Here is a 24601-nt window from a genome sequence, read left to right as displayed (position 1 = left end):
CGAAAGACAACGGCTTCTCAGACCCAAGCCGAGCAGGCCGACCACCCAGACCGACCCCGGACGTCCGACCCGTCTCGCGAGGCGAGAAAGCAGCGCACGGGAGCCAGGAGCAGGCTGGGTAGTGGAGGTGGGTTGCCGTGGCGCAAAACAAAGCCATCTCGCCCGTTGCGGACGCTGCAGTACTGGAAACTCTGTTCCACCAGTCCCCCACAGGCCTGCTGATCCTGGACACGGATCTGCGGATCCTGCGGATCAACCTCACCCGGCCCGTTCTGCACGAAGCGCCCTCCGAACAGGTCCCGGGCCGACGCCTCACCGACATATACGACCTTTCCGCACCCGGTGAGACGGAGGCGATGCTGCACGGCGTGCTGGAGAGCGGCGCTCCCGCACAGGGGCAACTGGTGGGGGTACGCCCCAAGGGCGCGCCGGGGCCGGAGTACCTGTTCTCCGTCTCGGCCTCTCGACTGGAAAGCCCGCAGGGGAGGATCTTGGGCGTACTGGCGGAGATGCTCGATGTCACCGAGCGCGAGAAGGTGGCCGCCCGCCTGCGTGTCTTCAGCTCGGTGCGCGAGCGCGTGGGACAGACCCTCGACGTGGTGGCCACCTGCGAGGAACTGGTGCAGGCGGTGGTCCCGGGCTTCGCCGACGTCGCCGTGGTGGAAGTGGTGGACGCAGTGATACGTGGCGAGGACCCTCCGCCAAGCCCTCTGGCACGGGAGGTGCCGCTGCGCCGTACCGCCTTCGGATACAGCGGCGGCGACGAGCAGCTCCACGCACATCCGGTGGGTGACGTGCGCGCTCTGCCGTTCCCGACGCCGTACGCCCAGACGCTGGCCGACCTCAAGCCCCGCCTCGTCGCCCTGGGCCCCGACACGCCCTGGCTGGCCGCCGTCCCACAGCGCAGCCAGGCGATCCGCTCATCCGGCGCCCACAGCATGATCACCGCACCCCTGACGCTGCGCGGAACCGTGCTGGGACTGCTGAGCCTGTACCGCACCGACCAGGCGGACGCCTACGACACGGACGATGTCACCTTCGCCCTCGTAGTGGCCGCTCACACCGCGCTGTGCATCGACAACGCCCGCCGCTACACCCGCGAACACACCATCGCCCTGACGATCCAGCGCCACGTGCTGCCTCCCCGCCCTGCGACGGGGACCACGGTGGAAACGGCGCACATGCACGTGCCCTCCGAGGTGGGCGGGGGCGGCGGGTTCGACACCTTCGCCCTGTCCGGCGCCCGCACCGCGCTGGTGGTCGGTGACGTCGCAGGACAAGGCATCAACGCGGCCACCACCCTGGGACAGATGCGGACCGCCACTCACTCACTTGCCGCACTCGACCTGGAGCCCGACGAGCTCCTCGCACGCCTCAACGACACCGCCATAAGCCTGGCCCAGGAATACGCAGCTCTGCCGCCCGGCGACCCCATGCCGCTCACGGGAAGCTGCGTGTACGCGGTCTACGACCCGCTCGTCCAGACCTGCACCATCGCCCTGGCCGGCCACCCCCCACCCGTCATCGCCCATCCCGACGGGAGAACCCAGATCCTCGACCTGCCCTGCGGACCTCCCTTGGGCACCGCCGAGGGACCCCCCTTCGCCGCCACCACGATCTCCGTCGCCGACGGCAGCGTCCTCGCCTTCTACACCGCATCCCTCCTGCGCACCTCCCGATCCCCGGACACCCTCCAACAGTCGCTGGCCCACCCCGACCGGCCACTGCAGGATCTGTGCGACGACGTGCTCTACCAGCTGCGGGACGACGCCCGCCACGGCGACGTCGTCCTCCTCCTCGCCCGCACCCACCCGTTCCCCGCCGACCAGGTCGCCGCGTGGCATCTCGACCACCACCCCAAAGCCGCCGCCACGGCGCGCACCCACGCCCAACGCCAGCTCGCCCTGTGGGAAGTGGACGAGGAAACCGCCTACACCACCGAGATGATCGTCAGCGAACTGGTCACCAACGCCGTCCGCTACGGCACCCCGCCCCTACGGCTGCGGCTCATCAAGGACCGCACACTCACCTGCGAGGTCCACGACGGCAACCCCCTCGCGCCGCGACTGCGCCACGCGAAGACCATCGACGAAGGCGGGCGCGGCCTGTTCATCATCGCCCAGCTCACACAGCACTGGGGCGTCCGCTACTCCGCCGACGGCAAGACCGTCTGGGCCGAGCAGACTCTCTGACCGCGCGATCAGCGCGTGAGGGGGCCGGATCACGGCAACACGACCCGACTACCCGACCCCAGTGCCATGCGAACGGACAAGCTCGCCATCGCCTACCAGGCCGCCCTCCAGGCGAATTTCGCGCAGTAGAGGGGCGGCACCCGCTCCCACTCCTCGTCCAGGCTCACCAGTTGGATTAGCGAAGCGTAGTGAACCTGTGGCAGAGTGCTACGCACACGCCCGGCGCCCAGGCGACATCGGGCACCCTCCTCGGTCGGGTCTTACGGCCCGGTCGACCAGCGTCCGCAGGGACGTGCCACGCGGGCTAGCGGCTCCTGTCGTTCAGTACCCCATGGCACGAAGGCGATTGACTCCCAAGGCTGAGCAACGCTCAGCCTCGCTAAGCCAATCAGACGCTCCACAGGCCGCAGTTGGCCAGCACCGTCGTGACGCGCGGGTCGAAAGCGGCAGAGCGGAGGGCGTAGTAGCCGCCGAGGCTCACTCCGGCGGCCGCGATCCGCGTGAGGTCGAGGTCGTCGCCGGTCGTCCAACGCGTCGAGCAGCGCGGAGACCGCTTGCTCGTAGTCGTGCCGGATGCCCAGCTCGAAGCCGACCTCACCCTGGCCTGGGCCATCCATGGAGAGGGTGGCCATCCCGCGGCTGAGGAAGTCCTCTTCCCACTACGGGAACTCTTCCTTGACGGATCCGGTGCCGGGTATGAGCAGGACGAGCGGCGGCCGGTCCGTGCCGCGGGGTCGGCGGAGGTTGCCGACCACCTTGTGCCCTTCGAACGGAACTTCGATCCGTTCGAAGGGTGAATCCAGGATTCGCAGGCCGGCAGCGACAGCGTCGACGCTGCGGTTCGTCAGGTCCCGGTAGCGGGCGTCATCCTGCACCGCCAGGGCTCTTTCCGAAGTGGAATGCGACGCCGGCACGCACCCGCGCGGCGCCGGCGCTCGTCTGCCAGCCCGCGGCCTGGTAGCGGTCTGCCAGCCCCAGATAGTGCTCGATGAAGACGACGGGATAGACCGGCTCGAGCGGGCGGGTGCGCCATTCCGCCATCGACTCCAGGGCCTTGTCGGTGATCGTGGAGATGGTCTCCTTCGTGGTCGTCATCCCGTACGTCTGCGCAAGGTGGGAGACGATCTCGCCGGAGGTCAGGCCCTTCGCAGTCAGCGAGAGCACCAGATCATCCAACGCGCCAGTGCGGCGGGCGTACCTCGGCAGCATCTGAGGCCGGAACGTACCCAGTCGGTCCCGGGGGGCCTGCACCGTCACCGCGCCGACCGCCGCCCCCGCTGGCGCCCCGCGGCCCCGTGGTGCGCGTGGTCGAGGCCGTCATCACCGTGCGCACCGATGACGGCACTGCACGGACCGGCCACTACCGCCTGGTCACCACCCTGCTCGACCCGCGGACCGCACCCGCTGCCACCTATGCCAAGAGGTCGGCTGCGAGACAGGATTCCGGGAGATCAAGACCTATCTGCGCGGCACGCGCCGCGCTCTGCGCGCCGCCGACCCTGAAGTCGCCCGCCAGGAACTGTGGGCCTACCTCATCGTCTACCAAGCGATCCGGCACATCATCTGCCTCGCCGCCCTGCGCGGGGAGGACCTTGAGCCCGCGAGGATCTCCTTCACCGTCGCCCGCGACGCCGTCCAGGACGCGATCACTATCACGCCCCGGTGTGCCGATGCGCACGCCGAACAGATCTACCAGGACTTGTCCCGGCGCCTGATCACGGAACACGTCACTTGCCGGACGTGCCCGCGCATGGCCAAACGACCCCTGTTCCATTTCCCCTCGCGGCAAGCCTCCACCGCTCCGGCCTCGCAGAACGCCACCTACCACCTCGCCATCGCCACCCCGGACATCGCGAACACGCAGACTCAGCACCAACATGAACATGATCAAGCGCGCACCGCGACCCAACCTCGCGCTGCCTAAAGTTGCTGGCATTGGGTGCGATCCCCTCCGGCTACCCGACCGGGCGACCCGCCCATCAACAGGGCGTACAGCAACGGTCCCTGCCGTCAGCACCTGCGGCGACGGGCATCCGGCACACGATCATGGAGAAGGCCGACAGCCGGGCCGCTCGCCTGCGCAAGGGATCAGGAGGCGCTGTTGAGGCCGTATTGGGGGCCGAGTACGGCGACTGCCTTCTTGAGCTCTTCGCCGACATCGTCGAGACGATCCGCTTCTGGGGGGTCGAGGGCTGCACTGATGGCCGCTATTGGACTGCCGTCGGGTGCCAGCAGGGGCGTGGCCACGGCAAAGGCGTCCTTGAACGTGACGCCGCGGTTGAAGGCGAGTCGGCGGGAGCGGATCTCGGGGAGCTCGGCGAGGAATTGCCGGACCTCTCCTGCCTGTTCCGCACCGGCCAGCTCCAGGAGCCGGTACATCTCCTCGTCGGGGACGTTGGCGAGCAGAGTCTTGCCGGCGGCGGTCGTGTAGAGGGGGCGACGGGCGTGGGTGCGCGCGACGAACGTCAGGCCGGGTGACTCCTGACCCGCATGGTCGGTGTAGACGAGGGCGTCCCCGACGCGCACCCCGACGAGGACAGTGCAGCGGAGGACCTTGTTCAACTCGGCCAGGAACTGGTGATCGAGTGACAGTGCGGCCAGTTTGTTCGCGCGCGCGGCGAGGACGAACGGCCCTGGTCCGAGGTGGAACCGGCGGTCGTCCTCGATGAGGTAGCCGCGGGCGAGAAGTCCGTTGGTCAGCTCCTGAACGGAGCTCTTCGCCGCGTCCAGGGCGGCTGCCAGCTCGGCCAGTGTCACGCCCCGCGGGCTCAGGGCGACGGCTTCGAGGATCCCGATCACTCGGTCGACCGTGCGATGCGGGCGGACGGGCATGGGCTGATGCTAGCACCGCCCTCCGAAAAGGACGCTGGCCACCGCCCTCCGAAAAAGTCCATGCACGCGTCTTGTCAGAGAGACGTAGGTCACCGTAGCGTCCCCGCCATCCGGAAATCCGGTTCAGCATACGTAAATCCGTACGACGCGAGATGCCCACGAACATGACCACATCTGTCTCTCCCGGCGTGGCCACCACCGGCAGCGGCGCCCCGCTGCCCCTGGTCGCCCTGCCGCAGGGTGAGCTCCTGACCGTCAACATCGACCAGATCCCGCTGCTCAAGGACGCCATCGCCCCTGGCGTTCACATCCAGCCGCTGCGCCTGGACCCCGAGCGCGGCGAGTGGGTCGTCCTCGGCATCCTGTCGCCCGGGGCCAAGCTGCCCCTTCACTACCACACCGGCCCAGTTCAGGTGTGGACGATCCAGGGCCGCTGGCTGTACAGCGAGTACCCCGACCAGCCGCAGACCGCGGGCTCCTACCTGTACGAGCCCGGCGGCTCGGTGCACACCTTCTACTGCCCCGAGGACAACACCGAGGACACCATTGCCCTGGCCTGGATCGAGGGCGCGGCGGTCAACTTCAACGAGGACGGCACCTTCCACTCGATCATGGACGCGGTTTCCGCTCAGCACCGGACTGAGACCGTGTCGGCAGCGCAGGGCACCGGACCGGTCCCCTACATCCACGGCGGCGCCGTCGGCGTTATCAGCTCCTGATCGGAAAGGGCGACGGCCGACGTTGGACGGCGTCCGGGTCCTGGAACTGGGCCAGATCCACAACGGCCCCTACTGCGGGCTCCCGCTGGCACAACCGGGCGCCGACGTCATCAAGGTCGAGCCCACCCGGCGGCGAGCCACCGCGCTACCGCTCACACGAGCCGATCGACTCCCACGAGTTCGTGATGCCCAACTCCAACAAGCGCAGTGTGGTGCTCGACCTGAAGACCGAATCCGGCCGCCAGGCGCTGCTCGACCTGGCCGAGACCGCCGACGTGCTCATCGAGAACTACGCGCCGGGCAGCAGCCGCACGCTCGGCCGGATAACGCCGATGCCCTGCTCTACATGACGACGAGGCTCGCACGATGGTCGAGCTCAACGCCCGCAAGCTCGACACCTCCCCACGCTCCGGAAGCTGATTCACCCGTCGGACTTCGGGGTGCTGCGTTGTACCGGCACCGCCAGGCCGGCGCGAGGTGCGTGAGCGGCCAAACGTCTGCCTGAAGTGACCCAACCGTCCCGCCAGGACCGCCCCCGAGTTCGCCGATCCCAAGCTAGGAGTCACCCATGGCGTCACTCATGTTCACAATGCTTCTGCCGCCCATTCTCGGGCTGGTGATGTTCGGCCTGGGTCTGACATTGACGGTCGCCGACTTCGCCCGGGTGCTGAAGTACCCGAAGGCCGCGGCCGTGGCCTTGACCTGCCAGATCGTCGTGCTCCCCGCGGTCTGTTTCGGCCTGGTTCTCGCGTTCCATCTGCACGGCGCGCTGGCGGTGGGCGTGATGCTCCTGGTGGCCGCCCCGGGCGGCATCACGGCAAACCTGTTCAGCCATCTCGCCGGTGGCGATGTCGCGCTGAACATCACGCTGACCGCGATCAACTCCCTGCTGGCCGCGTTCACGCTGCCGGTCGTCGTCGCGCTGGCGACGTGGAGATTCCTGGGAGATGAGGCCTCGATCGGTCTGCAGTTCGGGAAGTTCGTTCAGGTGCTGGCCATCGTGCTAGTCCCGGTCGCCATCGGGGTCTGGACACGTCATCGGTTCAGCGCCTGGGCAGACGCCATGCGTCAACCCGCCAAGATCGCCTCGGTGTTGGTGCTGGCGCTGGCGACCGTTGGCGCCCTCACGCAATCCTTCGACGTCTTCGCAGCGAACATGGGCAGGCTCGGCGGAATCGCCCTGGTGCTCTGCACGCTGAGCTTGGTGATCGGCTACGTCGTGACTCGTCTCTTCCGGGTCAGCCGCCGCCAGTCGATCGCCGCGGCGATGGAGATCGGCCTCCACAACTCCACGCTGGCCATCATTGTCAGCGTCTCGGTGATCGGCGACGAGGTGATGGCCGTCCCCGCGGCTCTCTACGGAGTACTGATGTTCGTGCCGGCGGGCCTCGCCTCCTATCTGTTCTCCCGGCGCGCCGAGCCGATCATTGCGCCGGTTCCGGTACAGGGGCGGTAGTCCGGCTCCGCCGAAACCTGACAGCACTGTCCATACCGATGCACTCACATGGAAAGGCTCGAAAACATGACCGCACCCGTCTCTCCCGGCGTGGCCACCACCCGCGGCGGCGTTCCGCTGCCGTTGGTCGCTCTGCCGCAGGGTGAGCTTCTGACCGTCAACATCGACCAGATCCCGCTGCTCAAGGATCTCGTCGGCCCCGGCATTCACATCCAGACGCTGCGCCTGGACCCCGAGCGCGGCGAGTGGGTGTTCCTGGCCACCTTGGCACCCGGTTGCAAGCTGCCGCTCCACTACCACACCGGTCCGGCTCAGGTGTGGACAATCCAGGGCCGCTGGCTGTACCACGAGTACTCCGACCAGCCGCAGACGGCCGGCTCCTACCTGTACGAGCCCGGCGGCTCGGTGCACACCTTCTACTGCCCCGAGGGCAACACCGAGGACACCGTTGCCCTGGCCTGGATCGAGGGTGCGCAGGTCAGCTTCAACGAGGACGGCACCTTCCACTCGGTCATGGACTCGGTGGCCCTCCAGCACCTGACCGAGACCGGGGCGGCGGCACAGGGTGTGGAACCAGTCGGCTACCTCCACGGCGGCGCCGCCGGTGTGATCAAGTCCTGATCGGCAGGGGAGCAGCCATGCGACCGGCGTTCGACGGCATCCGGGTCCTGGAACTGGGCCAGATCTACAACGGCCCCTACTGCGGGCTCCTGCTCGCACAACTGGGTGCCGACGTCATCAAGGTCGAGCCACCCGGCGGTGAGCCACTGCGCTTCCGCTCGCACGAGCCGATCGAGTCCCACGAGTTCGTGATGCTCAACTCCCATAAGCGGAGTGTGGTGCTCGACCTGAAGACCGACGCCGGTCGCCAGGCGCTGCTCGACCTGGTCGAGACCGCCGACGTGCTCATCGAGAACTACGCGCCGGGCACGATGGAGCGCCTCCAGCTCAGCCCGGCGCGGCTCCTCGAACACAACCCGCGTCTGGTCGTGGCCTCCGGCAAGGGCTACGGGTCCACCGGCCCCTACGCCCACATGTCGGCCATGGACATCACCGTGCAGGCGATGTCCGGCAGCGCCTCGGCCACCGGGGAGCCCGACGGGCCGCCCACCAAGGGCGGCGCCGCGTTCGTGGACTTCTCCGGCGGCATCCACCTGTTCGGGGCGATCAGCGCGGCCCTGTTCCAGCGCGAGCGCACGGGACGGGGGCAGATCGTCGAGGTCTCGATGCACGACACCGTCTACCCGATGCTCGCATCCAGCCTGGGCGGCCTGCACAACAACCCCGGCCGAGAGCTCCCCGAGCGCACCGGGAACCGGCACACGGGCATGGCGATCGCGCCGTACAACATCTATGAGGCCAGCGACGGATGGCTGGCGATCATCTGCATCGCCGAGCGGCACTGGCGCGGCGTGGCAACCGCACTGGGCCGGCCCGAGCTGATCGACGACCCCAGGTTCCGCACGCGGAAGGACCGGGTCGCCCACATCGACGCGGTCGACGAGCAGATCTCTTCCCGCACCAGGACGCGGACGCGTGCCGAGCTGGTGCGGGACCTGCAGGCCGCTGGTATGCCCTGCGCGCCGGTCAAGTCGATCCGCGAGGTCGACACGGATGAGCATCTGATCCAGCGCGGCATGATCCAGTACGTCGAGCACCCGGCCAGGGGCCGGGTGCCGGTTGCGGGATGCCCTCTGAGGCTCAGCGACTCGCCGGTGGGCCCGCTGCGGACCGCCCCGCCGCTGGGCGAGTCGACGCGGGAGGTTCTCGCGGAGCTTGCCGGCCACGCGGATGCGGCCGGCGAAGCCGGCACCCAGATCAATGATGAGGATCCCAGGCATGTTCACACCTGAACCCGGTACTCCGCTGGCGGAGTACTACGCCCAGACCCAGCCGCTGACCGGCGCCGTCCTCTCGCGCCGGAGCCTCGGCACGCTGGACGCGGTGACCATCGGCCGCTACGCACTGACCATCGGCGCCACCGACCCGATCCACTACGACCCGGCGGCCGCACGCTCGGCGGGGTACGCGGATGTCGTGGCGCCACCGAACATGCTCGCCGCGATCGTGGAGTGGGGGATCGGCACTCCCGAGGCCCGGCTCCAGCCCGACGGAACCCCCGTCAGCGGTGACACACCCCTCGGTAACGGCGACCTCGGGCTGCGCGTGATGGGCGCCGGCGAAGAGATGGAGCTGGTCACTCCCCCGACCGCGGGGACGGAGGTGGTGCTCGAGAGCGTCCTCGAGGCGGTCACTCCCAAACAGACCCGCGCCGGTACCTGCGTGTTCGTCACCACCGTCAACACGTTCATGTCCGCCGAGGGTGCCGTCCTCAACCGCAACCGGCGCACCGTCGTACTGCGCAACCCACTGCAGGAGTCCTAGTGTCCATCAGCTTCCAGGTCGGGGACATGCTCCCGCGACTCAAGCACACGGCCACGCCATTCCAGCTGTTCCGCTACAGCGCGGTCACCTGGAACCCCCACCGCATCCACTTCGACGACCGCTATGCACGCGAGGAGGGCCACGCCGGTGTCGTCCTGCACTCCCACCTGCGGGCGGCGCTTGCCCTGCGCTGCGTCACCGAAGCTCTCGGCCCCGAGTGGCATGTGGTGAAGGTCGCCTACCGTTTGCGCAAGCCCGTCTACGCGCCGGCCAACCTGGCGTACACCGCCCGAGTGACCCATATCGAGGGCGAGAGCATGACCCTTGAGCTGGCCGAGGAGCACCTCTCCGGCGAGGTGGGGTTCGAAGGGACGGTACGGGTCAACAGGACCGGGGGCGAGAACACCGGCGGCCTTCGTCCCTCGACATCGGAAGAGTCAGCATGACGTCAGCATCAGGACAGGGGCAGCGTCCCCTCCGCGTCGGGAACTGCTCCGGCTTCTACGGCGACCGCGCATCGGCCATGGCCGACATGGCCCGAGCGGGCGACATCGACGTCCTCACCGGTGACTACCTCGCCGAGGTCACGATGCTGATCCTCGGCAAGGCGCGCGCCAAGGACAGCACGAAGGGCCACGCGACCACCTTCCTGCAGCACCTCGACGCGGCGCTCGAACACCTGGTCGCGCACAGGATCAGGCTCGTCGTCAACGCCGGAGGACTCAACCCCGCCGGACTGGCCGCCGCGACCCGCGAACTGATCGCACGCCACGGTCACGACCTGCGGGTCTCCCACATCGAGGGCGACGACGTCTTCGGCAGCCTCGACGGTCTGCGGCAGGCGGGCCATTGCCTGTCGCACCTGACGAGTGGTCAGCCGCTGTCGGACTGGCCGCACCAGCCGCTGACGGCCAACGCCTACCTGGGCGGATTCGGCATCGCGCGCGCCCTCCACGACGGCGCCGACATCGTCGTCACCGGCCGGGTCGCCGACGCCTCCCTGCTCGTCGGTCCCGCCGCCTGGTGGTGGGGGTGGACGCCTGATGACCACGACGCCCTCGCCGGCGCGGTCGCCGCCGGACACGTCATCGAGTGCGGGCCTCAAGCGACCGGCGGCAACTTCTCCGGGTTCCGTACGGTCCCCGACCTCGTGGAGCCGGGGTTCCCGATCGCCGAGATCGCCGCGGACGGCTCCTCGGTGATCACCAAGAACCCGGGCACCGGCGGTGTGGTCACCCGGGACACGGTCACCGCTCAACTGCTCTACGAGATCGGTGAGCCCGCCTATCTCAACCCCGACGTGACCGCCCACCTGGACACCGCCACGCTGACGGACCTCGGCGAGGACCGCGTCGGGGTCAGCGGCGTGCGAGGCTCGGCGCCACCCGGGACGACCAAGGTCGCGATCACCGGGGTGGGAGGCTGGACGAACAGCGCGACCCTCGCGCTCACCGGCCCGGACCTCGACGCGAAGGCCGCCCTCGTGGAGCGATTCGTCCACCGCTACACCGAGGCCGCCCGCGGGCTCGACGCGGTCGCCATCGAGCGCATCGGGCAGGCCCAGCCCGATCCCGACACCCAGAACGCGGGAACCGAGCTGCTCAGGATCACCGTGCAGGGGACGCAGCAGGCCGCTGGGCGCGTCTTCTCGTCGTGCGTGGTCGAGCTGGCCCTGTCCAGCTACCCCGGGCTGTACTCCCTCGGCCCTCCACAATCAGGGTCCGCATTCGGTGTCTACTGGCCTGCACTGCTCGACCAGCGACTGCTCCACCACACGGTCCACCACTACGACGGCACGACCGAGACCGTCGCCCCCGGCAACCCGGACGGCGCCGGTGGGGAGGTGACGCCGCAGGCCGAGCCGGCGCTCGCGCCATCGGTGCCTGCGCCGCGAGCAGACGAACTCGTCGTCGCCCCACTCGGTGAGATCGTGCATGCCCGCTCCGGCGACAAGGGCGGCGACGCGAATCTCGGCGTCTGGGTACGCGACCGTGCGGCATGGGACTGGCTCAGGTCCACCCTCACCATCGAAGAACTGCGACGCCTTCTTCCCGAAACACGCGCACTGGAGATCTCGCGCCACGAACTCCCCAACCTGGGCGCAGTCAACTTCGTCGTCCGAGGACTGCTCGGGACCGGCGCCACCTCGACACTGCGGCTGGACTCGCAGGCCAAAGCACTCGGCGAATGGCTCCGCTCACGCAGCATCAAGGTGCCTCGCTCTCTTGCCAAGACGTAGCTCAACTGTCCCGCGCGGGAGAGCCGTTCGTGAGGTTTTGAATGGTTCTGCCGTCGCCTGATTGGGGTGGGTGTGGGCGGAGTCGGCTGGTCCGCGGGCTTGGGCGTGTTGGGGGTGGCGGAGTAAGTGAGCGCAAGCCGTACCCCCGGTGACTTACGCGCTGCCCTGCGATTGATCTTGGGGCGTGCTGGCCTGGAGGTTCGGCTGGTGGGCGATTCAGCAGGCCGTCGGGCGGGCGAGTACGAGTTCGATGCTCGGCTTGCGGCGGGTGGCCCTGCGGGCGGCGCGGTCGGAGACGAGTCCGGCGACGGCACGGTGGGTCTCGGCGTAGGTCTCCCGGCGTCCGGTGTATCGCTGGAGCGGACGCCACTGACGGTGCTCGGCGTTGGCGTGCTCGACACAGATCCTGCGCGAGGACTGTCGGCGCTTCATCTCGCGCCAGCCGTACTTCTCGGTCAGCGGGGCGTCGTCCTTCTCGTGCTCCTTCGGTTTCTTCGGCGGGGCCGAGACCTGCTCGGGGAACTCGTTGGCCAGGCCCCGGTATCCGTCATCGACCTCGGCCTTCACGCCTGGGTGCTGGCGGAACTGCTCGGCAATGCCCTCGGTACGCATCACGGTCTGGTCGTGCATGCGGCCGGGCCGGGTGGCCCCGGACCACAGGGTGCGGCCCTGGCCGTCGCTGATCGTGGTGGTCTTGATGGTGTTCTGCTTGCGCTTGCCGGAGACAAACACCCGCCGTCCGGGCCTGCCCGCCTTCGGACGGCGGACCTGGCTCTCCATCCCGCGATCCGCAAGGTGACGTTCTCGGCCTCGGCGTAGGCGAACACGTCCTCCAACGTGCGCAACCGCAGCCCGGGCCGCTCCGGGACAGCGAAGCCGCGCTCAGCGAGCAGCGGGCGGATCTCACCGATCGCGCGGCCGATCGTGGACGAGCCCACCTCGTAGATCACGCCCAGCGCCGCGTGGGTGAGCCCGGTCCGCAGATGCACCAGCGTGGCCAGCAACCGGTCGACGAAGACCAGTTCGTACCTCGGCCCCGCCCCCGCCTCCCGGCGGCGGGCATTGCCACGTCGCTCGTGACGCCCGGACTCGCACCGCGCCTCCCAGCGCGGCGCGAGCTCGGCTACCAGCTCACCCAGGTGCTCCTCCGACAAGCCGCAGAAGGCAGAATGGGACATGGCCGCGCGGGCCTGACTCGTCATCACACCCGGATCAACTCGCGCGGCCTTCGCCATGTCCCCACCTGTGACCAAGATCAATCGCGGGGCAGCCCGTTAGACACTCCTGTTGCTGCCCGTTGATTCCTGCTCAATCGGGCATACGGTGGATACGACGGAGTCGCCAGGCGCGGACCTCGCCGTAGAGCACGGATGCCGCAAGTATGAAGAGCACGGTCTCTATGCTCGCTGACCACGGTTCAGGCACCCACCAGTGACCTATGACCGCCACCCCAGCGAGGATCGGCACGGCGAGGAGGTAGCCGCGCACACGCATACGCAGCCGACGCACATCGTGCCGTGGTTCAACTGCCATGATGACCCTGTGTCATCGCGGGATGATGCCTGATCACAAGCGTATGCTCCTAACCTTTGACCGGGAGGTCAATGCTCCAGCAAGGACTCGGGGTTGGATCACCTATCGGCTGGTTCTACTGGAAGTGATTCGGCCAGTCGCCCACTTGGGCCGATGCTCCAGCTTACCGCTGTGGCCTGCGCTGATCCGCTGGGTGGTTGTCATCGCCTGTCATCGTTGGCCGCCCTCGGACGGCTTGGAGACGGCCCCGTGGCTACTCGCGTCCGAGGCTCGGGGCATCTGGGCTTGCTGCCGCACGTCGTACGGGGCCTCTCGATGCCGAGCGCGTCGCCACTCCCGGGTCAGAAGTGCGCTGGCCACGAGAAACAGGACCCAACCCGGCCAAGTGATGTGGGCCATGTCGATGAAGGTGGAGATTGGGGCAGCCACCCAACCACAAGACACCAAGGCGAGCACTACGATGCGCCCTGCTCGGCCAGGGAACCTCGACGCGTCGGCCATACCGTCCCCACATGTTGCTTCTCGGGCTGCGAGCGGCAGTGTACGCGCGCTCGGTGGAGTCTCAAGGCCGAACACCTCTATAAACAATCTTGAAAACCGTCGTGGTGGCGACACCACCGTGGGTTTCAAATCCACTCTCCGCAGACAGGCCGGCCCCTGACCAGGATGAACGGTCGCGGGTCATCTGCGTGTCGGTGCACCGTGATCGCCCGTGGTTGGTTTCCCGCTCGATGGGCACGGAAGGGGTACGGGGTTAGGACTTGTTGCGCTTCTCTCGCCGGACGTCTCTGATCCAGTCCCGGATACCCAGCAAGTCGACTACGAAGGACACTGCGGAGCCGACGGCTCTCAGCACACGAGTAACAGCTGATGCCGTCAGGTCTTCCATGGCATCTCCTGGCTTGTTGGTCCGCACAGAGTACCTGTCGTCGTGCCCTTGTTCAGAAGCCGGAGTACTCATCAGCCATCGGCTGACCTCATACGGCTCAGAGATGGCCCCAGACTTGTCGCCGGGTCGCCGCCACTGTGGCGGCATGGGAGCTGCGCGTCGATCTGTGCGGTTGTCTTGGGCCCCTCGCTGTTCCAGTACTGGCCGGACTTCAATCTCGCTGCCGGCTGGCAGGCCGCCAACCATATGCGGACCGAACTCCCTCTGGACGCACTGGAGATGGCCCTGTGGCGGCGCCGGATCAAGACGGACTCCGGCCTGATCCACCCCAGCGACAATGAGTATGTGAAGTACCGGATGTCCCGGAGGAGGCCACACCACAGCCAGCGGTGCACTACCTCCAAGCCCGGTCCCTTAGGACCGGGTCAAGTTGACGTCGCGGGCAGGGGCCGGGTGGCGATCTCCTGTGCTTCGGTGCGCGTCAGGCCGAACATGCGCAGTAGGCGGGCGGCCAGTTGATCGGTGACGCGCTCGGCATCGAGGTCGGGGCGGGTCTCCAGGAGGTGCAGCACTCCGAGCAGGGCGCCGCCGGTCATGGCGACGGCGGTATGGGGGTCGTCGATGTCCAGCCGCCCGCTGTCGGCGGCAGCCTGCAGGTCCCGCATCGCCTGCGGGGCCAGGCCGCCCTCGGAAGTCAGGTAGGGCATGCCCGTACGCACGAAGATCCTGGCCATCTGCGGGTGGGTGCGCTGCAGTCGGCCGGTCAGGCGGACGCTCGCGGCGAATACCTCCGCCGGGTCCTTCAGATCTCCTACGACGGAGTCCAGAAGGGCGCCGTGTTCTTCCAAGGTGAGAGCGACGGCGGCGTCGAACAGCTCGTCCTTGCTGGTGAAGTGGTTGTAGAAGGAGCCAAAGCCTACGTCCGCCGCCTCGGTGATCTCCTGGATGCTCACGTCGGCCCGCCCCTGCTCGGAGAGAAGCCTCTGCGCGGCGGCGACCAGTGCGGCCCGGGTGCGTGCCTTGCGCCGATCCAGGCGGTTGGGCACCTGGCTGTTGGCCCTGCCCTGTCCGTCGATAGTCATCCCCACACCTTACCCATTGATCATGATGATTTATTCATCAGTGATTGAAACACCTCTTGACGAGTTCACCATCTGGACTGATTCTTTCATCACTAGTGACCGGAGGTTGCTCGCGGGAGCAGTTCGGTCGACGCTGTCCAGGACTCGGGAGAGCCGATGAGTATCCAGGTCGTCCGCACCTCAGACGGCTGGTGGGTGGAGAGCGGCACAGGATGGCTGCACCGCGTCGCAACCGATGCGGACACCACTGCCGGCCTGCTCGCCGACCGCTCCGCCGTGCGGGAGGCGGCCGCCCGCGCCGCGGCCGACCCAGACGCTGGGGTTTCCGCTGGAGAAGGGGAGCTGCTGTCGCCCGTCACCACCCCCTGCCGGGTAGTGGCGCAGATGGTCAACTACCGCTCCCACGCAGTGGACTCCGGATTCGACCCGGACACCGTCCCGCCCGCGTTCTTCCGCAAGGCCTCCGGGTCCGTCAGCGGCCCCTACCAGGACATCGTGCGTCCACAGCACGTGCGGTTCCTGGACTACGAGGTCGAACTCGGTCTCGTGATGGGCGCGGACCTGCCGGTCGGCACCGAGGTCACCGACTCCACCCTGCCGGAGTATGTCGCCGCGCTGGTCGTCGCCGACGACGTCAGCGCCCGCGACGTGCAGCTGCCCAAGACCCAGTTCTACGAGTCCAAGTCGTACCCCACCTTCACCCCGCTCGGCCCCCGCCTGCTTCTGGTCGACGCCGACGACCTGGCCCGACTGCCGGACCTGCGGCTCACGTTGAAGGTCAATGGGACCACCCGGCAGGACCACACCACCACTGACATGATCGTCCGGCCCGCGCGCGCACTCAGCCTGCTGGCCCGCTTCCAGACCCTGAAGTCCGGTGACGTCCTGCTCACCGGAACTCCCGGTGGCACCGCCCTCAAGTCCCCGGGCAAGCTCCTGGCCACGCTTGCCGCCCTGCTGCCCCCGCACAAGCGCTGGCAGAAGTTCTTCGCCCGCCAGCAGAAGAACCCTAACTACCTCAAGGACGGCGACGTCGTCACGGCCCGCATCGCGACCGACGACGGCGTCCTCGATCTCGGTGAGCAGCGCACGGTGGTGCGCGCCCGCTGACGACTCCCGGGATCCCCGCCCGGGACCGGCCGGCCCGGTTCCCCCGTACCGGGTCGGCCACTGACCCCATCTCTCACCCTGCAAAGGCGCACTGGTGACGCTGACACCCACCGACCTGCTGTGGCCCGCCTATGACAGTCCCGCGGACCTGCCTGCCATCGAGGCCGTCCCGCTGCACGAGCGCGGCCTGCCCGCCACCACCTACGACACTCTGCTCCGGGCCGCCCGATTGTGGCCTGACCGCCCGGCCCTGACAGTCCTGCCCGATGCCGCACGCTTCCTGCGTCCCGCCACCGCGACCTTCGCGCAGCTGCGCGACCGGGTGCATCGCACCGCCAACCTGCTGCGCTCTCTCGGCGTCACCCGCCGCGACGCCGTGGCCCTGCTCTCGCCGAACACCGCAGAACTGCCCCCCGCGCTTCTGGCCGCGCAAGCCGCCGGTATCGCCGCCCCGGTCAACCCGGGCCTGGCGCCCGAACACGTCGAGCAGTTGCTGCGGCGCGGCGGGGCAAGAGTGCTCATTGCCGCCGGTCCGCAGCTGGATGCGCAAGTGTGGGCCACAGCGCGGCAGGTCGCCGCCGCTCTGCGCCTGGACGCGCTGCTGGCCTTGGCCCCCACCGCGGCCGACGGTCCCGCCCTGGCCCTGGAGCCGGTCGAGGGCGTACGCGTGGGCTACCTCGCGGAGCTGGCCGCGGCGCACCCGGCCGAGAAGCTGGTGGACATCAAGCCCCCGGCCGCCGACGATCTGGCGGCCTACTTCCACACCGGTGGCACCACCGGGACGCCCAAGCTCGCCGCGCACACGCACGCCAACGAGGTCGTCGATGCTTGGATGGTGGCTGCGAGCATCCCGCTGGACACGGACTCGGTGATGTTCGCGGCGCTGCCGTTGTTCCACGTCAACGCCCTGATCGTCACCCTGCTCGGCCCGCTGCTGCGCGGCCAGCGGGTGGTGTGGGCCGGGCCGTTGGGCTATCGCGATCCCAAGTTGTACGGGGTGTTCTGGAAGCTGGTGGAGCACTACCGCATCGCCGCCATGTCCGGCGTACCCACCGTGTACTCCGTCCTCGCACGCGTCCCCGTCGACGCGGACGTCTCCAGCATGCGGTTCGCCGCCGTCGGCGCCTCCCCGCTCCCGCCCGCCGTACGGGAGTCCTTCGAGGAACACACCGGCATCCCGCTGTGCGAGGGCTACGGGCTGACCGAAGCGACCTGCGCCTCCGCCCTCGGCCTGCCCGGTCACACCCGACCCGGCACCGTCGGTCGGCGCCTGCCCTACCAGCAGGTCAAGACAGTGCGAATCGACCCGGACACCGGCCAGTGGCACGACCTGCCGCCAGGCACCACCGGGGTGCTCGCCGTCAGTGGCCCCGTGGTCTTCGCTGGCTACGTCACCGAGCACACCGCCCACGGGCCGTGCCTGCAGACTGCCGGGAAGATCTGCGACGGCTGGCTGGAGACCGGCGACCTGGCCCGCATCGACGCCGACGGCTTCATCTGTCTCGCCGGCCGCGCCAAGGACCTGATCATCCGCGGGGGCCACAACATCGACCCCGCCGGAATCGAGGACGCCCTCCTCGCCCACCCCGAGGTCACCGCCGCCGCGGCGGTCGGCCGTCCCGACCCGCACGCCGGCGAGGTGCCCGTCGCCTACGTCACCCTCACCCCCGGCGCCCGCGTGGACCCCGCCGAGCTGCTCACCTGGGCCACCGAACGGGTCCCCGAGCGCGCCGCCGCCCCGCGGGAAGTGCTCGTGATCGACGCCATCCCGCTCACCGCCGTCGGCAAGCCCTACAAGCTCGGGCTGCGCCTGGACGCCACCCGCCGCGCGGTCCACGCCGAACTGGCCGCCCACGGCGCGGACTGCGACCCGGAACGGATCGTGTGCCGGCCGCACGACGGCGGGGTCCGCGTCGTGCTGCCCGCCCCCGCCGACGAGTCGGTACGGCACAGGGTCACCGCAGCCCTTGACCGGTACGTCCTGCACTGGCAGTACGCCCCCCAGCACGCCTGACCTGGGCCACAGCGACCCGCTTCCGGATGGCAGCGAGCCATCCCTTCCGCACAGAGAGAACCTCCATGAGGACCACCACCATCGTCCTGGCCATCGTCCTGGCCGGGATCTTCCTCCTGCTGGGGTCGGCCAAGCTCGCGGCAGTGCCCGCGATGCGCCAGGCCGCAGCCCACGTTGGCATGACCACCACCCACTACCGCCTGCTGGGCGCTCTGGAGGCGGCGGCAGCGGCCGGGCTGCTGGCCGGCCTGCGGATCACAGCACTCGGCGCCGCCGCCTCAGCAGGCCTGATCCTGCTCATGGCCGGAGCCGTCGTCGTACACCTGCGCAGCGGCGACCCGGCCGCCCGCTGCCTGCCGGCCGCCGTCATGGGCGCCCTGGCCGCAGCCCATCTCGTCCTTCTGGTCGGCGGCTAGCCGACCGCACACCCGTGGCCGACGCCGACGTGTCGCCGTGACCGCCCAGCCGCCGCCTGGGACCCAAGGAGCATCACCATGAGCCGCATCGACGTCCGCCAGCATCTGCCGCCTCGCGCCTCCACGTGGTGGCCGAAGTAGCACAGCGTCCACGCTCCCGGCCGCCGCGAAGAAGGGCGGTTTCCTCTAGTACGCCGCCGACCGCATCATCGCCGCCCTGGGCGCCGAGACCAGCCGGCTGAGGCTTCGAGGTGATCCTCGAGGACCTGCGCGGCTTCTGGCTGGACACCGCTGCGTGTGGCAACGCCTCCGCGCTGCCCCGCCTGCCGGTCTTCACCCACCCCGACCGGGCGCTCTTCGGAACCGACCGGCCCCTTCGCACTGAACTCGCCGTCGCTCACTTCACCGGCGAGTACGACCGCCACCCGGCCTCGACACCGTCAGCCACCACGCCACCGGCCGGGCAAACGCCCTCGCGCTGTTCCTGCCTCTCCTGAGCCGTCCCCACCCACTGCCCGCGAGCCGCCACACCCCACGGAGTAGCCATGAACGACATCGACGTCCCCGTCCTCATCGTCGGCGGAGGCGGCGCGGGACTCACCGCCTCCATGCTCCTCAGCCGCATCGGCATCGAATCCCTGCTGGTCACCGCCTGGCCCAGCACCTCGGTCCTGCCCAAGGCCCACGTCCTGAACCAACGCGCCATGGAGGTCATGCGCGACGTCGACGTGGCCGACACCATCTACGCCGCCTCCACCCCGGCCGAGCAGATGTCCCACACCGCCTGGTACGTCGGCCTGGCCGGCGAGGGCGAGAACTGGGGCCGCCAGGTCGCCAAAATGGAGGCCTGGGGCGCCGGCGGCCACTCCCCGGAGTGGGTCGCGGCCAGCCCCGAGCGGCAGGCCAACCTGCCCCAGATCCGCCTGGAGCCGGTCCTGCGCGCCCGCGCCGAAAAACTCGCGCCCGGCCGGGTCCGGTTCCACCACGAGCTGACCGAACTCGCCCAGGACAACGAGGGCGTCACCGCCACCGTCACCGACCGCGACACCGGCGAGAGCTACCGGGTGCGGGCCCGTTACCTGTTGGGCTGCGACGGCGGCCGCACCGTCGGTCCCGCCGTGGGCATCGTGCAGGAGGGCGTGCGCAACCTCGCCCGCGTGGTCTCCTTCCACCTCTCCGCCGACCTGTCCCAAGTGGCGGCCGACCCCGATGTGCTGATCCGCTGGCTGTGGCTGCCCAACCTCGGCATCCCCGGCGTTCTCGTGCCCATGGGCCCCGACCACTGGGGACCCGCGTCCGAGGAGTGGGTCTTCCACCTCAACTACGGGCCCGAAGACGACCGCGCGCTGGACGACGAGTCCGTGCTGGCCGACCTGCGCACCGCGCTGGGGCTGACCGAGCAGCAGACGACGGTCCACATGATCTCCCGCTGGTCCCTGGAGGGCGTGGTCGCCGACCGCTACCGCTCCGGCCGCGTCCTGATCGCCGGCGACGCCGCCCACCGACACCCGCCCACCGGCGGCCTCGGCCTGACCTCGGCCATACACGACGTCCAGAACCTCACCTGGAAGGTCGCCGCCGTCCTGAACGGCCAGGCCGGCGACACCCTGCTGGACACCTACGAGGCCGAGCGGCGACCGGCGGACGCCGCCAACGTCCAGCGCTCGCTGGAGAACGCCATGAACCACATTGCGATCAACGCCCTCTTCGGCGGCGGGCCGCAGGCCGACGAGAAGGAGAACTGGCGGCAGGCCCGCCGCCTGTGGAGCGAGGACCCCGCGGACACCGACTTCCGCCGCACCTTCCTGGCCACCGTGGCCGCCCAGTCCATGGAGTTCAACGAACTGGGCATCGAGTTCGGCTACACCTACGACTCCGCGGCGATCGTGCCCGACGGCACTCCCGCCCCCGAGAACCCCGACCCCATCCGCGTCTACAAGCCCGCCGCCCGCCCCGGACACCCACTGCCCCACGCCTGGCTGGAAGACCTCGACGGCAATCGCCTGGCCCTGGCCCGCCTGGTCCGCCCCGGCCGCTTCCTGCTGATCGCCGGGGAGGACGGCCAGGCCTGGTGCGAGGCCGCCGAGAAGGCCGCCGCACAGAGCGGGCTACCGCTGGACGCGATCCGTGTCGGCCACCTCGACGGCGACTACCGCGACCTGCGCTCCACCTGGACCGCCGCACGCGGGCACACCCCGCGAGGCGCCGTCCTGGTGCGCCCTGACCGCTTCATCGGCTGGCGCGCCCAGGACGAGGCCACCGACCCGCTCGCCGAACTCACCACCGCGCTGAACACCGTGCTCGCACGGTAGGGGCCCCTCACCACCGCCCACGCCCGGCCCGCCGACCGCTCTCGCACCAGACGAGCCGGGCATCCCCACCGCCACCCAGCCCGCACCCGCCACCACTGCAACCGGTCGCGGGAGCCGCCGGAAGGGAATCCGCCATGAACGATCCCGCACCCACCCCCGTCCCCACGGCCGACGCCCACCAGGGCCTGCACAGCGAGCAGGGCGCTCTGCGCGGGGAACACCCCGGCCGCGCGGCCCAGCCCGTCATCAAGGTGGTCGACCTGGCCTGGCTCGAGTTCACCAAGCCCGACCTGGACCGCGCCGAGACCTTCGCCCACGACTTCGGCTTCACCACCGCCGCCCGTACCGACGACACCCTCTACCTGCGCGGTGCCCTGGCCGGCACCCACTGCCTGGTGATCCGCCGCGGCCCTGCCTCCCGGTTCGTCGGACCCGTCTTCCAGGCCGCCGACGCCGCCGACCTCGACCGTCTGGCCCGCGCCACCGGACACGAGGTCCGACCCCTCACCGAGCACGGCGGCGGCCGGGCCGTGGACCTGCTCGACCCCTCCGGCATCCCGGTCCGCGTCGTACACGGCGTCGCCGAGCAACCCGCACGCCCTGTGCAACAGCCCCTGGTCTTCAACACCGGCGCCACCGCCGCCCGGGTCAACGCCACCCAGCGTCCGCCCCGCAAGCCCGCTCAAGCGGAGCGCCTGGGCCACCTCGTGCTTTCCACTCGCGTCTTTCACCGCGCCTTGGACTGGTACCTGCAGCACCTGGGCCTGATCGTCAGCGACTTCCTCTACCTGGACGGGCAGCGCGACCGCGGCCCCACCATGGCCTTCATCCGCTGCGACCGCGGCAGCGAACCGGCCGACCACCACACCCTGGCCATGCACCTGGGCCCGGACAACGGCTACGTCCACTCGGCCTACCAGGTCGCTGACCTTGACGCGCTGGCGGCCGGCGGTGAGTACCTGCGCGAGCGCGGCTACCGCCACTCCTGGGGCATCGGCCGACACATCCAGGGCAGCCAGATCTTCGACTACTGGCGCGACCCGGACCGCTTCATGCTGGAGCACTTCACCGACGGCGACCTCTTCGACAACACGCTGGAACCTGGCTGGGCCGCCATGTCCGCCTCCGGCCTGGCCCAGTGGGGCCCGCCTGCCAGCCGGGACTTCCTCGGCACCTCCCCCTCGCCCGGCATGCTATTCCAGGCGATCTCCGCGCTGCGCGAGGACAACGAAATCGACCGCACCCGTCTGCTGGGGCTGATGAAGGCGCTGAACTCGTGACCGCCACCGCCCCCGAGCACGTGCCCGTCGCGGTGATCGGTGCCGGGCCCACCGGGCTGACCGCCGCCACCCTCCTCGCCCGCCACGGCGTGCCCACCCTGGTCTTGGAGCGCCACCGCGCCCCGTATCCGCTGCCGCGCGCCGTCCACCTGGACGACGAGGTGCACCGCATCCTCCAAGCCGTGGGCATCCATGAGACGTTCAGTGAGATCACCCGCCCCGCCCGCGGTATGCGGCTGCTGGACGGCTCCCATCGGGTGCTGGCCGAGTTCCTGCGCGACAACCCGTGCGGCCGGCACGGCTTTCCCCAGGCCAACATGTTCGACCAGCCCGAACTCGAGCAGCTGCTCCGGGACAACCTCACAAACCACCCGCGGGTGACGCTGCGCGGAGGCATCGAGGTCACCGCCGTGACTGCGCCCCCGCACAGCGGCGCTCCGGTGAAGGTGTCCTTCCGGGACGAGGACACCGGTGTCTCCCACACGCTCCTGGCCGACGCGGTCCTGGGATGCGACGGCGCCAACAGCCTGGTCCGCGCCTCCATCGGCTCCCGGATGCAGGACCTCGCCACCGCCCAGCAGTGGCTGGTCGTCGACATCCGCTGCCGCCGGCCGCTGCCTGCCTGGGACGGCGTCCACCAGATATGCGACCCGCAGCGGGCGGCCACCTACATGCGGGTGGGCGAGGACCGCTACCGCTGGGAGTTCCGCCTGCGCGCGGGCGAGCAGCCGCAGGAGCTCACCGACCGCAAGCGTCTGCTCGAGCTGATCGCCCCCTGGACGCCGGGCATCTCCGAGGACGAACTGCACGTCCTGCGCACCGCCTCCTACACCTTCCGTGCCCAGGTCGCCGACCGCTGGCGCAAGGGCCGCATCTTCCTGCTCGGTGACGCCGCCCACCTCACGCCGCCCTTCATCGGCCAGGGCATGGGCTCGGGTCTTCGTGACGCCCACAACCTCGCCTGGAAGCTCGCCCGTGTCCTCACCGGACGGGCGAACGAGGTTCTGCTGAACACCTACCAGGTCGAACGCCGCCGCCACGCGCGGCAGCTGATCCGCACCGCCGTAAATATCGGCGTCCTCATGACCGGGGGTGGAACGGGCACCGCACTGGCCCGCAATGCCGTCCTGCCCGCCATCGCCCGCCTGCCAGGTGCCTCCGGTCTCGTGCTGTCCGCCGTCAGCCCGCCGCTGAGGCCGGGCCCCCTGGTCAGCTCCCGCCGCCGCCTCGGCCACCCGCGTCCCGGGACCCTGTGTCCCCAGCCCCTGATCCCCGGCACCGACGGCAGCCAACGCCCGCTGGACGACCTGCTCGGCGAAGACTTCGCGCTCCTGGCCGGCGCACCGCTCAGCCCGGCCCTGCACGCGCTGGTGCGGGCGCTGGACGTCCGCGTCATCCACCTGCACGACCCCCGGCGACCGGAGCCCGGCACAGGCGGCGCCGACCTTGGTGCCGATCCGGGCACCACCGCGCTGGTCCACTGGATGGGCACCGCAGGCGCTGTCCTGCTCCGTCCCGACCGGGTCGTCCTCGCCACCGCGGCCCGGCCCCGCCTCAGTAGGACGTGCGGAGACGACCTCGCGGCGGCCGTAACGGCCTGGGCTCCCATGCTGTGCAGCCGCGGCCGGGCAGCAGGGGGCGTCATCACCGCTAATTAGCCGTCCGGGTGCGGCGTGGGCGTGCTCGGCCCGTCGGATAGTGGCTGCTCGGCCCAGATGGTCTTGCCGTCCCCGGTGTGGCGGGTGCCCCAGCGGTCGGTCAGCTGGGCGACGAGCAGCAGCCCGCGTCCGCCCTCGTCCGTGGTGCGCGGGTGGCGCAGGTGCGGGGCGGCGGGGTTTCGGTCGGTCACCTCGCAGATCAGGGCCCGGTCGCGGATGAGGCGCAGTTGGACGGTGCCGCCCGCGTAGCGGATGGCGTTGGTGACCAGCTCGCTGACCACCAGCTCGGTGGTGAGCGCCAGCTCGGACAGACTCCAACTGGCCGACTGCCGCTCGGCCAGGGTACGGGCCGTGGCCACGATCGCCGGATCACTGGGGAACGTCCAGGACGCCACCTGCCCCTCGCCCAGGACACGGGGCGATCAGCAACACCACGTCCTCGTCCGGTCGTCCAGCCAGTTCGGAGTAGATCGCCGCGTCGCAG

21 protein-coding genes and 4 pseudogenes are annotated in these 24601 nt (G+C 69.7%); 17 read left to right on the top strand and 8 right to left on the bottom strand.

Annotated features, from left to right (window positions below; genetic code table 11):
• Nucleotides 1–137 precede the first annotated feature (137 nt).
• Entirely contained in the window at nucleotides 138–2192 is a 2055-nt protein-coding gene (locus ACQEXA_RS55810; RefSeq protein ID WP_433134113.1) for a SpoIIE family protein phosphatase, read from the top strand.
• Between the two features lie 388 nt (nucleotides 2193–2580).
• Here the strand turns inward: ACQEXA_RS55810 and ACQEXA_RS55805 are convergent, their stop codons facing one another.
• The 4 genes and pseudogenes from ACQEXA_RS55805 to ACQEXA_RS55790 all read right to left on the bottom strand — a co-directional run bounded on the left by ACQEXA_RS55805 (nucleotide 2581) and on the right by ACQEXA_RS55790 (nucleotide 5024).
• Complete coding sequence (locus tag ACQEXA_RS55805) at nucleotides 2581–2805, bottom strand: hypothetical protein (RefSeq protein ID WP_433134111.1); 225 nt, start codon at nucleotides 2803–2805, stop codon at nucleotides 2581–2583.
• Between the two features lie 46 nt (nucleotides 2806–2851).
• Entirely contained in the window at nucleotides 2852–3067 is a 216-nt protein-coding gene (locus ACQEXA_RS55800) for a hypothetical protein (RefSeq protein WP_433134109.1), read from the bottom strand.
• Between the two features lie 109 nt (nucleotides 3068–3176).
• Nucleotides 3177–3458, bottom strand: a pseudogene (locus ACQEXA_RS55795) (transposase); the annotation flags it as partial.
• Nucleotides 3459–4280: 822 nt separating this feature from the next.
• Nucleotides 4281–5024 (bottom strand): IclR family transcriptional regulator, encoded by a 744-nt coding sequence (locus ACQEXA_RS55790; protein ID WP_433134107.1) that lies wholly within the window; start codon nucleotides 5022–5024, stop codon nucleotides 4281–4283.
• Between the two features lie 164 nt (nucleotides 5025–5188).
• Between ACQEXA_RS55790 and ACQEXA_RS55785 the strand changes: the two genes are divergently transcribed.
• The 9 genes and pseudogenes from ACQEXA_RS55785 (at nucleotide 5189) to ACQEXA_RS55745 (ending at nucleotide 11823) form a co-directional block, all read left to right on the top strand.
• Entirely contained in the window at nucleotides 5189–5743 is a 555-nt protein-coding gene (locus ACQEXA_RS55785; RefSeq protein ID WP_433134104.1) for a 2,4'-dihydroxyacetophenone dioxygenase family protein, read from the top strand.
• A gap of 22 nt (nucleotides 5744–5765) precedes the next feature.
• Nucleotides 5766–5858, top strand: a pseudogene (locus ACQEXA_RS55780) (CoA transferase); the annotation flags it as partial.
• Between the two features lie 25 nt (nucleotides 5859–5883).
• Nucleotides 5884–6093, top strand: a pseudogene (locus tag ACQEXA_RS55775) (CoA transferase); the annotation flags it as partial.
• A 218-nt stretch (nucleotides 6094–6311) separates the two neighbouring features.
• Complete coding sequence (locus tag ACQEXA_RS55770; protein ID WP_433134101.1) at nucleotides 6312–7199, top strand: bile acid:sodium symporter family protein; 888 nt, start codon at nucleotides 6312–6314, stop codon at nucleotides 7197–7199.
• Nucleotides 7200–7265: 66 nt separating this feature from the next.
• The gene (locus tag ACQEXA_RS55765; protein WP_433134099.1) at nucleotides 7266–7820 is read left to right on the top strand and encodes a 2,4'-dihydroxyacetophenone dioxygenase family protein; all 555 of its coding nucleotides are present in this window, start codon (nucleotides 7266–7268) and stop codon (nucleotides 7818–7820) included.
• A 17-nt stretch (nucleotides 7821–7837) separates the two neighbouring features.
• Nucleotides 7838–9052, top strand: coding sequence for a CaiB/BaiF CoA transferase family protein (locus ACQEXA_RS55760; protein ID WP_433134096.1), 1215 nt, complete (start codon nucleotides 7838–7840; stop codon nucleotides 9050–9052).
• Nucleotides 9039–9584 carry an FAS1-like dehydratase domain-containing protein gene (locus tag ACQEXA_RS55755; RefSeq protein WP_433134094.1) on the top strand — a complete coding sequence of 182 codons (546 nt, stop codon included), beginning with the start codon at nucleotides 9039–9041 and terminating at the stop codon, nucleotides 9582–9584. The genes ACQEXA_RS55760 and ACQEXA_RS55755 overlap by 14 nt, the downstream gene beginning before the upstream one ends.
• On the top strand, nucleotides 9584–10030 hold the full coding sequence (locus ACQEXA_RS55750; RefSeq protein WP_433134092.1) for a MaoC/PaaZ C-terminal domain-containing protein: 447 nt from the start codon (nucleotides 9584–9586) through the stop codon (nucleotides 10028–10030). The genes ACQEXA_RS55755 and ACQEXA_RS55750 overlap by 1 nt, the downstream gene beginning before the upstream one ends.
• A complete protein-coding gene (locus tag ACQEXA_RS55745) occupies nucleotides 10027–11823 on the top strand; it encodes an acyclic terpene utilization AtuA family protein (RefSeq protein ID WP_433134090.1) in 1797 nt (598 codons plus the stop codon). The genes ACQEXA_RS55750 and ACQEXA_RS55745 overlap by 4 nt, the downstream gene beginning before the upstream one ends.
• Before the next feature lie 216 nt (nucleotides 11824–12039).
• Here the strand turns inward: ACQEXA_RS55745 and ACQEXA_RS55740 are convergent.
• From ACQEXA_RS55740 to ACQEXA_RS55730, 3 genes and pseudogenes are all read right to left on the bottom strand, one after another.
• Nucleotides 12040–13025: pseudogene (locus tag ACQEXA_RS55740) on the bottom strand (transposase family protein).
• A 106-nt stretch (nucleotides 13026–13131) separates the two neighbouring features.
• The gene (locus ACQEXA_RS55735; protein ID WP_433134088.1) at nucleotides 13132–13356 is read right to left on the bottom strand and encodes a hypothetical protein; all 225 of its coding nucleotides are present in this window, start codon (nucleotides 13354–13356) and stop codon (nucleotides 13132–13134) included.
• Between the two features lie 1314 nt (nucleotides 13357–14670).
• Complete coding sequence (locus ACQEXA_RS55730) at nucleotides 14671–15327, bottom strand: TetR/AcrR family transcriptional regulator (protein WP_433134085.1); 657 nt, start codon at nucleotides 15325–15327, stop codon at nucleotides 14671–14673.
• A 156-nt stretch (nucleotides 15328–15483) separates the two neighbouring features.
• On the opposite strand from ACQEXA_RS55730, the gene ACQEXA_RS55725 reads away from it, so the two are divergent.
• The 7 genes from ACQEXA_RS55725 (at nucleotide 15484) to ACQEXA_RS55695 (ending at nucleotide 24117) form a co-directional block, all read left to right on the top strand.
• Nucleotides 15484–16437, top strand: a complete 954-nt coding sequence (locus ACQEXA_RS55725) for a fumarylacetoacetate hydrolase family protein (RefSeq protein ID WP_433134082.1) — start codon at nucleotides 15484–15486, stop codon at nucleotides 16435–16437.
• Nucleotides 16438–16531: 94 nt separating this feature from the next.
• Entirely contained in the window at nucleotides 16532–18451 is a 1920-nt protein-coding gene (locus tag ACQEXA_RS55720) for an acyl-CoA synthetase (protein ID WP_433134079.1), read from the top strand.
• A gap of 65 nt (nucleotides 18452–18516) precedes the next feature.
• Nucleotides 18517–18867 carry a DoxX family protein gene (locus tag ACQEXA_RS55715; protein ID WP_433134077.1) on the top strand — a complete coding sequence of 117 codons (351 nt, stop codon included), beginning with the start codon at nucleotides 18517–18519 and terminating at the stop codon, nucleotides 18865–18867.
• A 251-nt stretch (nucleotides 18868–19118) separates the two neighbouring features.
• Complete coding sequence (locus ACQEXA_RS55710) at nucleotides 19119–19364, top strand: hypothetical protein (RefSeq protein ID WP_433134075.1); 246 nt, start codon at nucleotides 19119–19121, stop codon at nucleotides 19362–19364.
• A gap of 48 nt (nucleotides 19365–19412) precedes the next feature.
• On the top strand, nucleotides 19413–21179 hold the full coding sequence (locus ACQEXA_RS55705; protein ID WP_433134072.1) for an FAD-dependent monooxygenase: 1767 nt from the start codon (nucleotides 19413–19415) through the stop codon (nucleotides 21177–21179).
• Nucleotides 21180–21313: 134 nt separating this feature from the next.
• Nucleotides 21314–22459: a VOC family protein gene (locus ACQEXA_RS55700; RefSeq protein WP_433134069.1), complete on the top strand. Its 1146-nt coding sequence runs from the start codon at nucleotides 21314–21316 to the stop codon at nucleotides 22457–22459.
• On the top strand, nucleotides 22456–24117 hold the full coding sequence (locus ACQEXA_RS55695) for a bifunctional 3-(3-hydroxy-phenyl)propionate/3-hydroxycinnamic acid hydroxylase (protein WP_433134067.1): 1662 nt from the start codon (nucleotides 22456–22458) through the stop codon (nucleotides 24115–24117). Before ACQEXA_RS55700 ends, ACQEXA_RS55695 begins: the two co-directional genes overlap by 4 nt.
• Here the strand turns inward: ACQEXA_RS55695 and ACQEXA_RS55690 are convergent.
• The gene (locus ACQEXA_RS55690; RefSeq protein ID WP_433134064.1) at nucleotides 24114–24512 is read right to left on the bottom strand and encodes an ATP-binding protein; all 399 of its coding nucleotides are present in this window, start codon (nucleotides 24510–24512) and stop codon (nucleotides 24114–24116) included. The genes ACQEXA_RS55695 and ACQEXA_RS55690 overlap by 4 nt on opposite strands.
• Between the last annotated feature and the right edge of the window lie 89 nt (nucleotides 24513–24601).

This window comes from Streptomyces sp. CA-106110, assembly GCF_050936285.1.
Taxonomy (GTDB): Bacteria; Actinomycetota; Actinomycetes; order Streptomycetales; family Streptomycetaceae; genus Streptomyces.
This window is presented reverse-complemented; position numbering and strand designations above follow the sequence as displayed.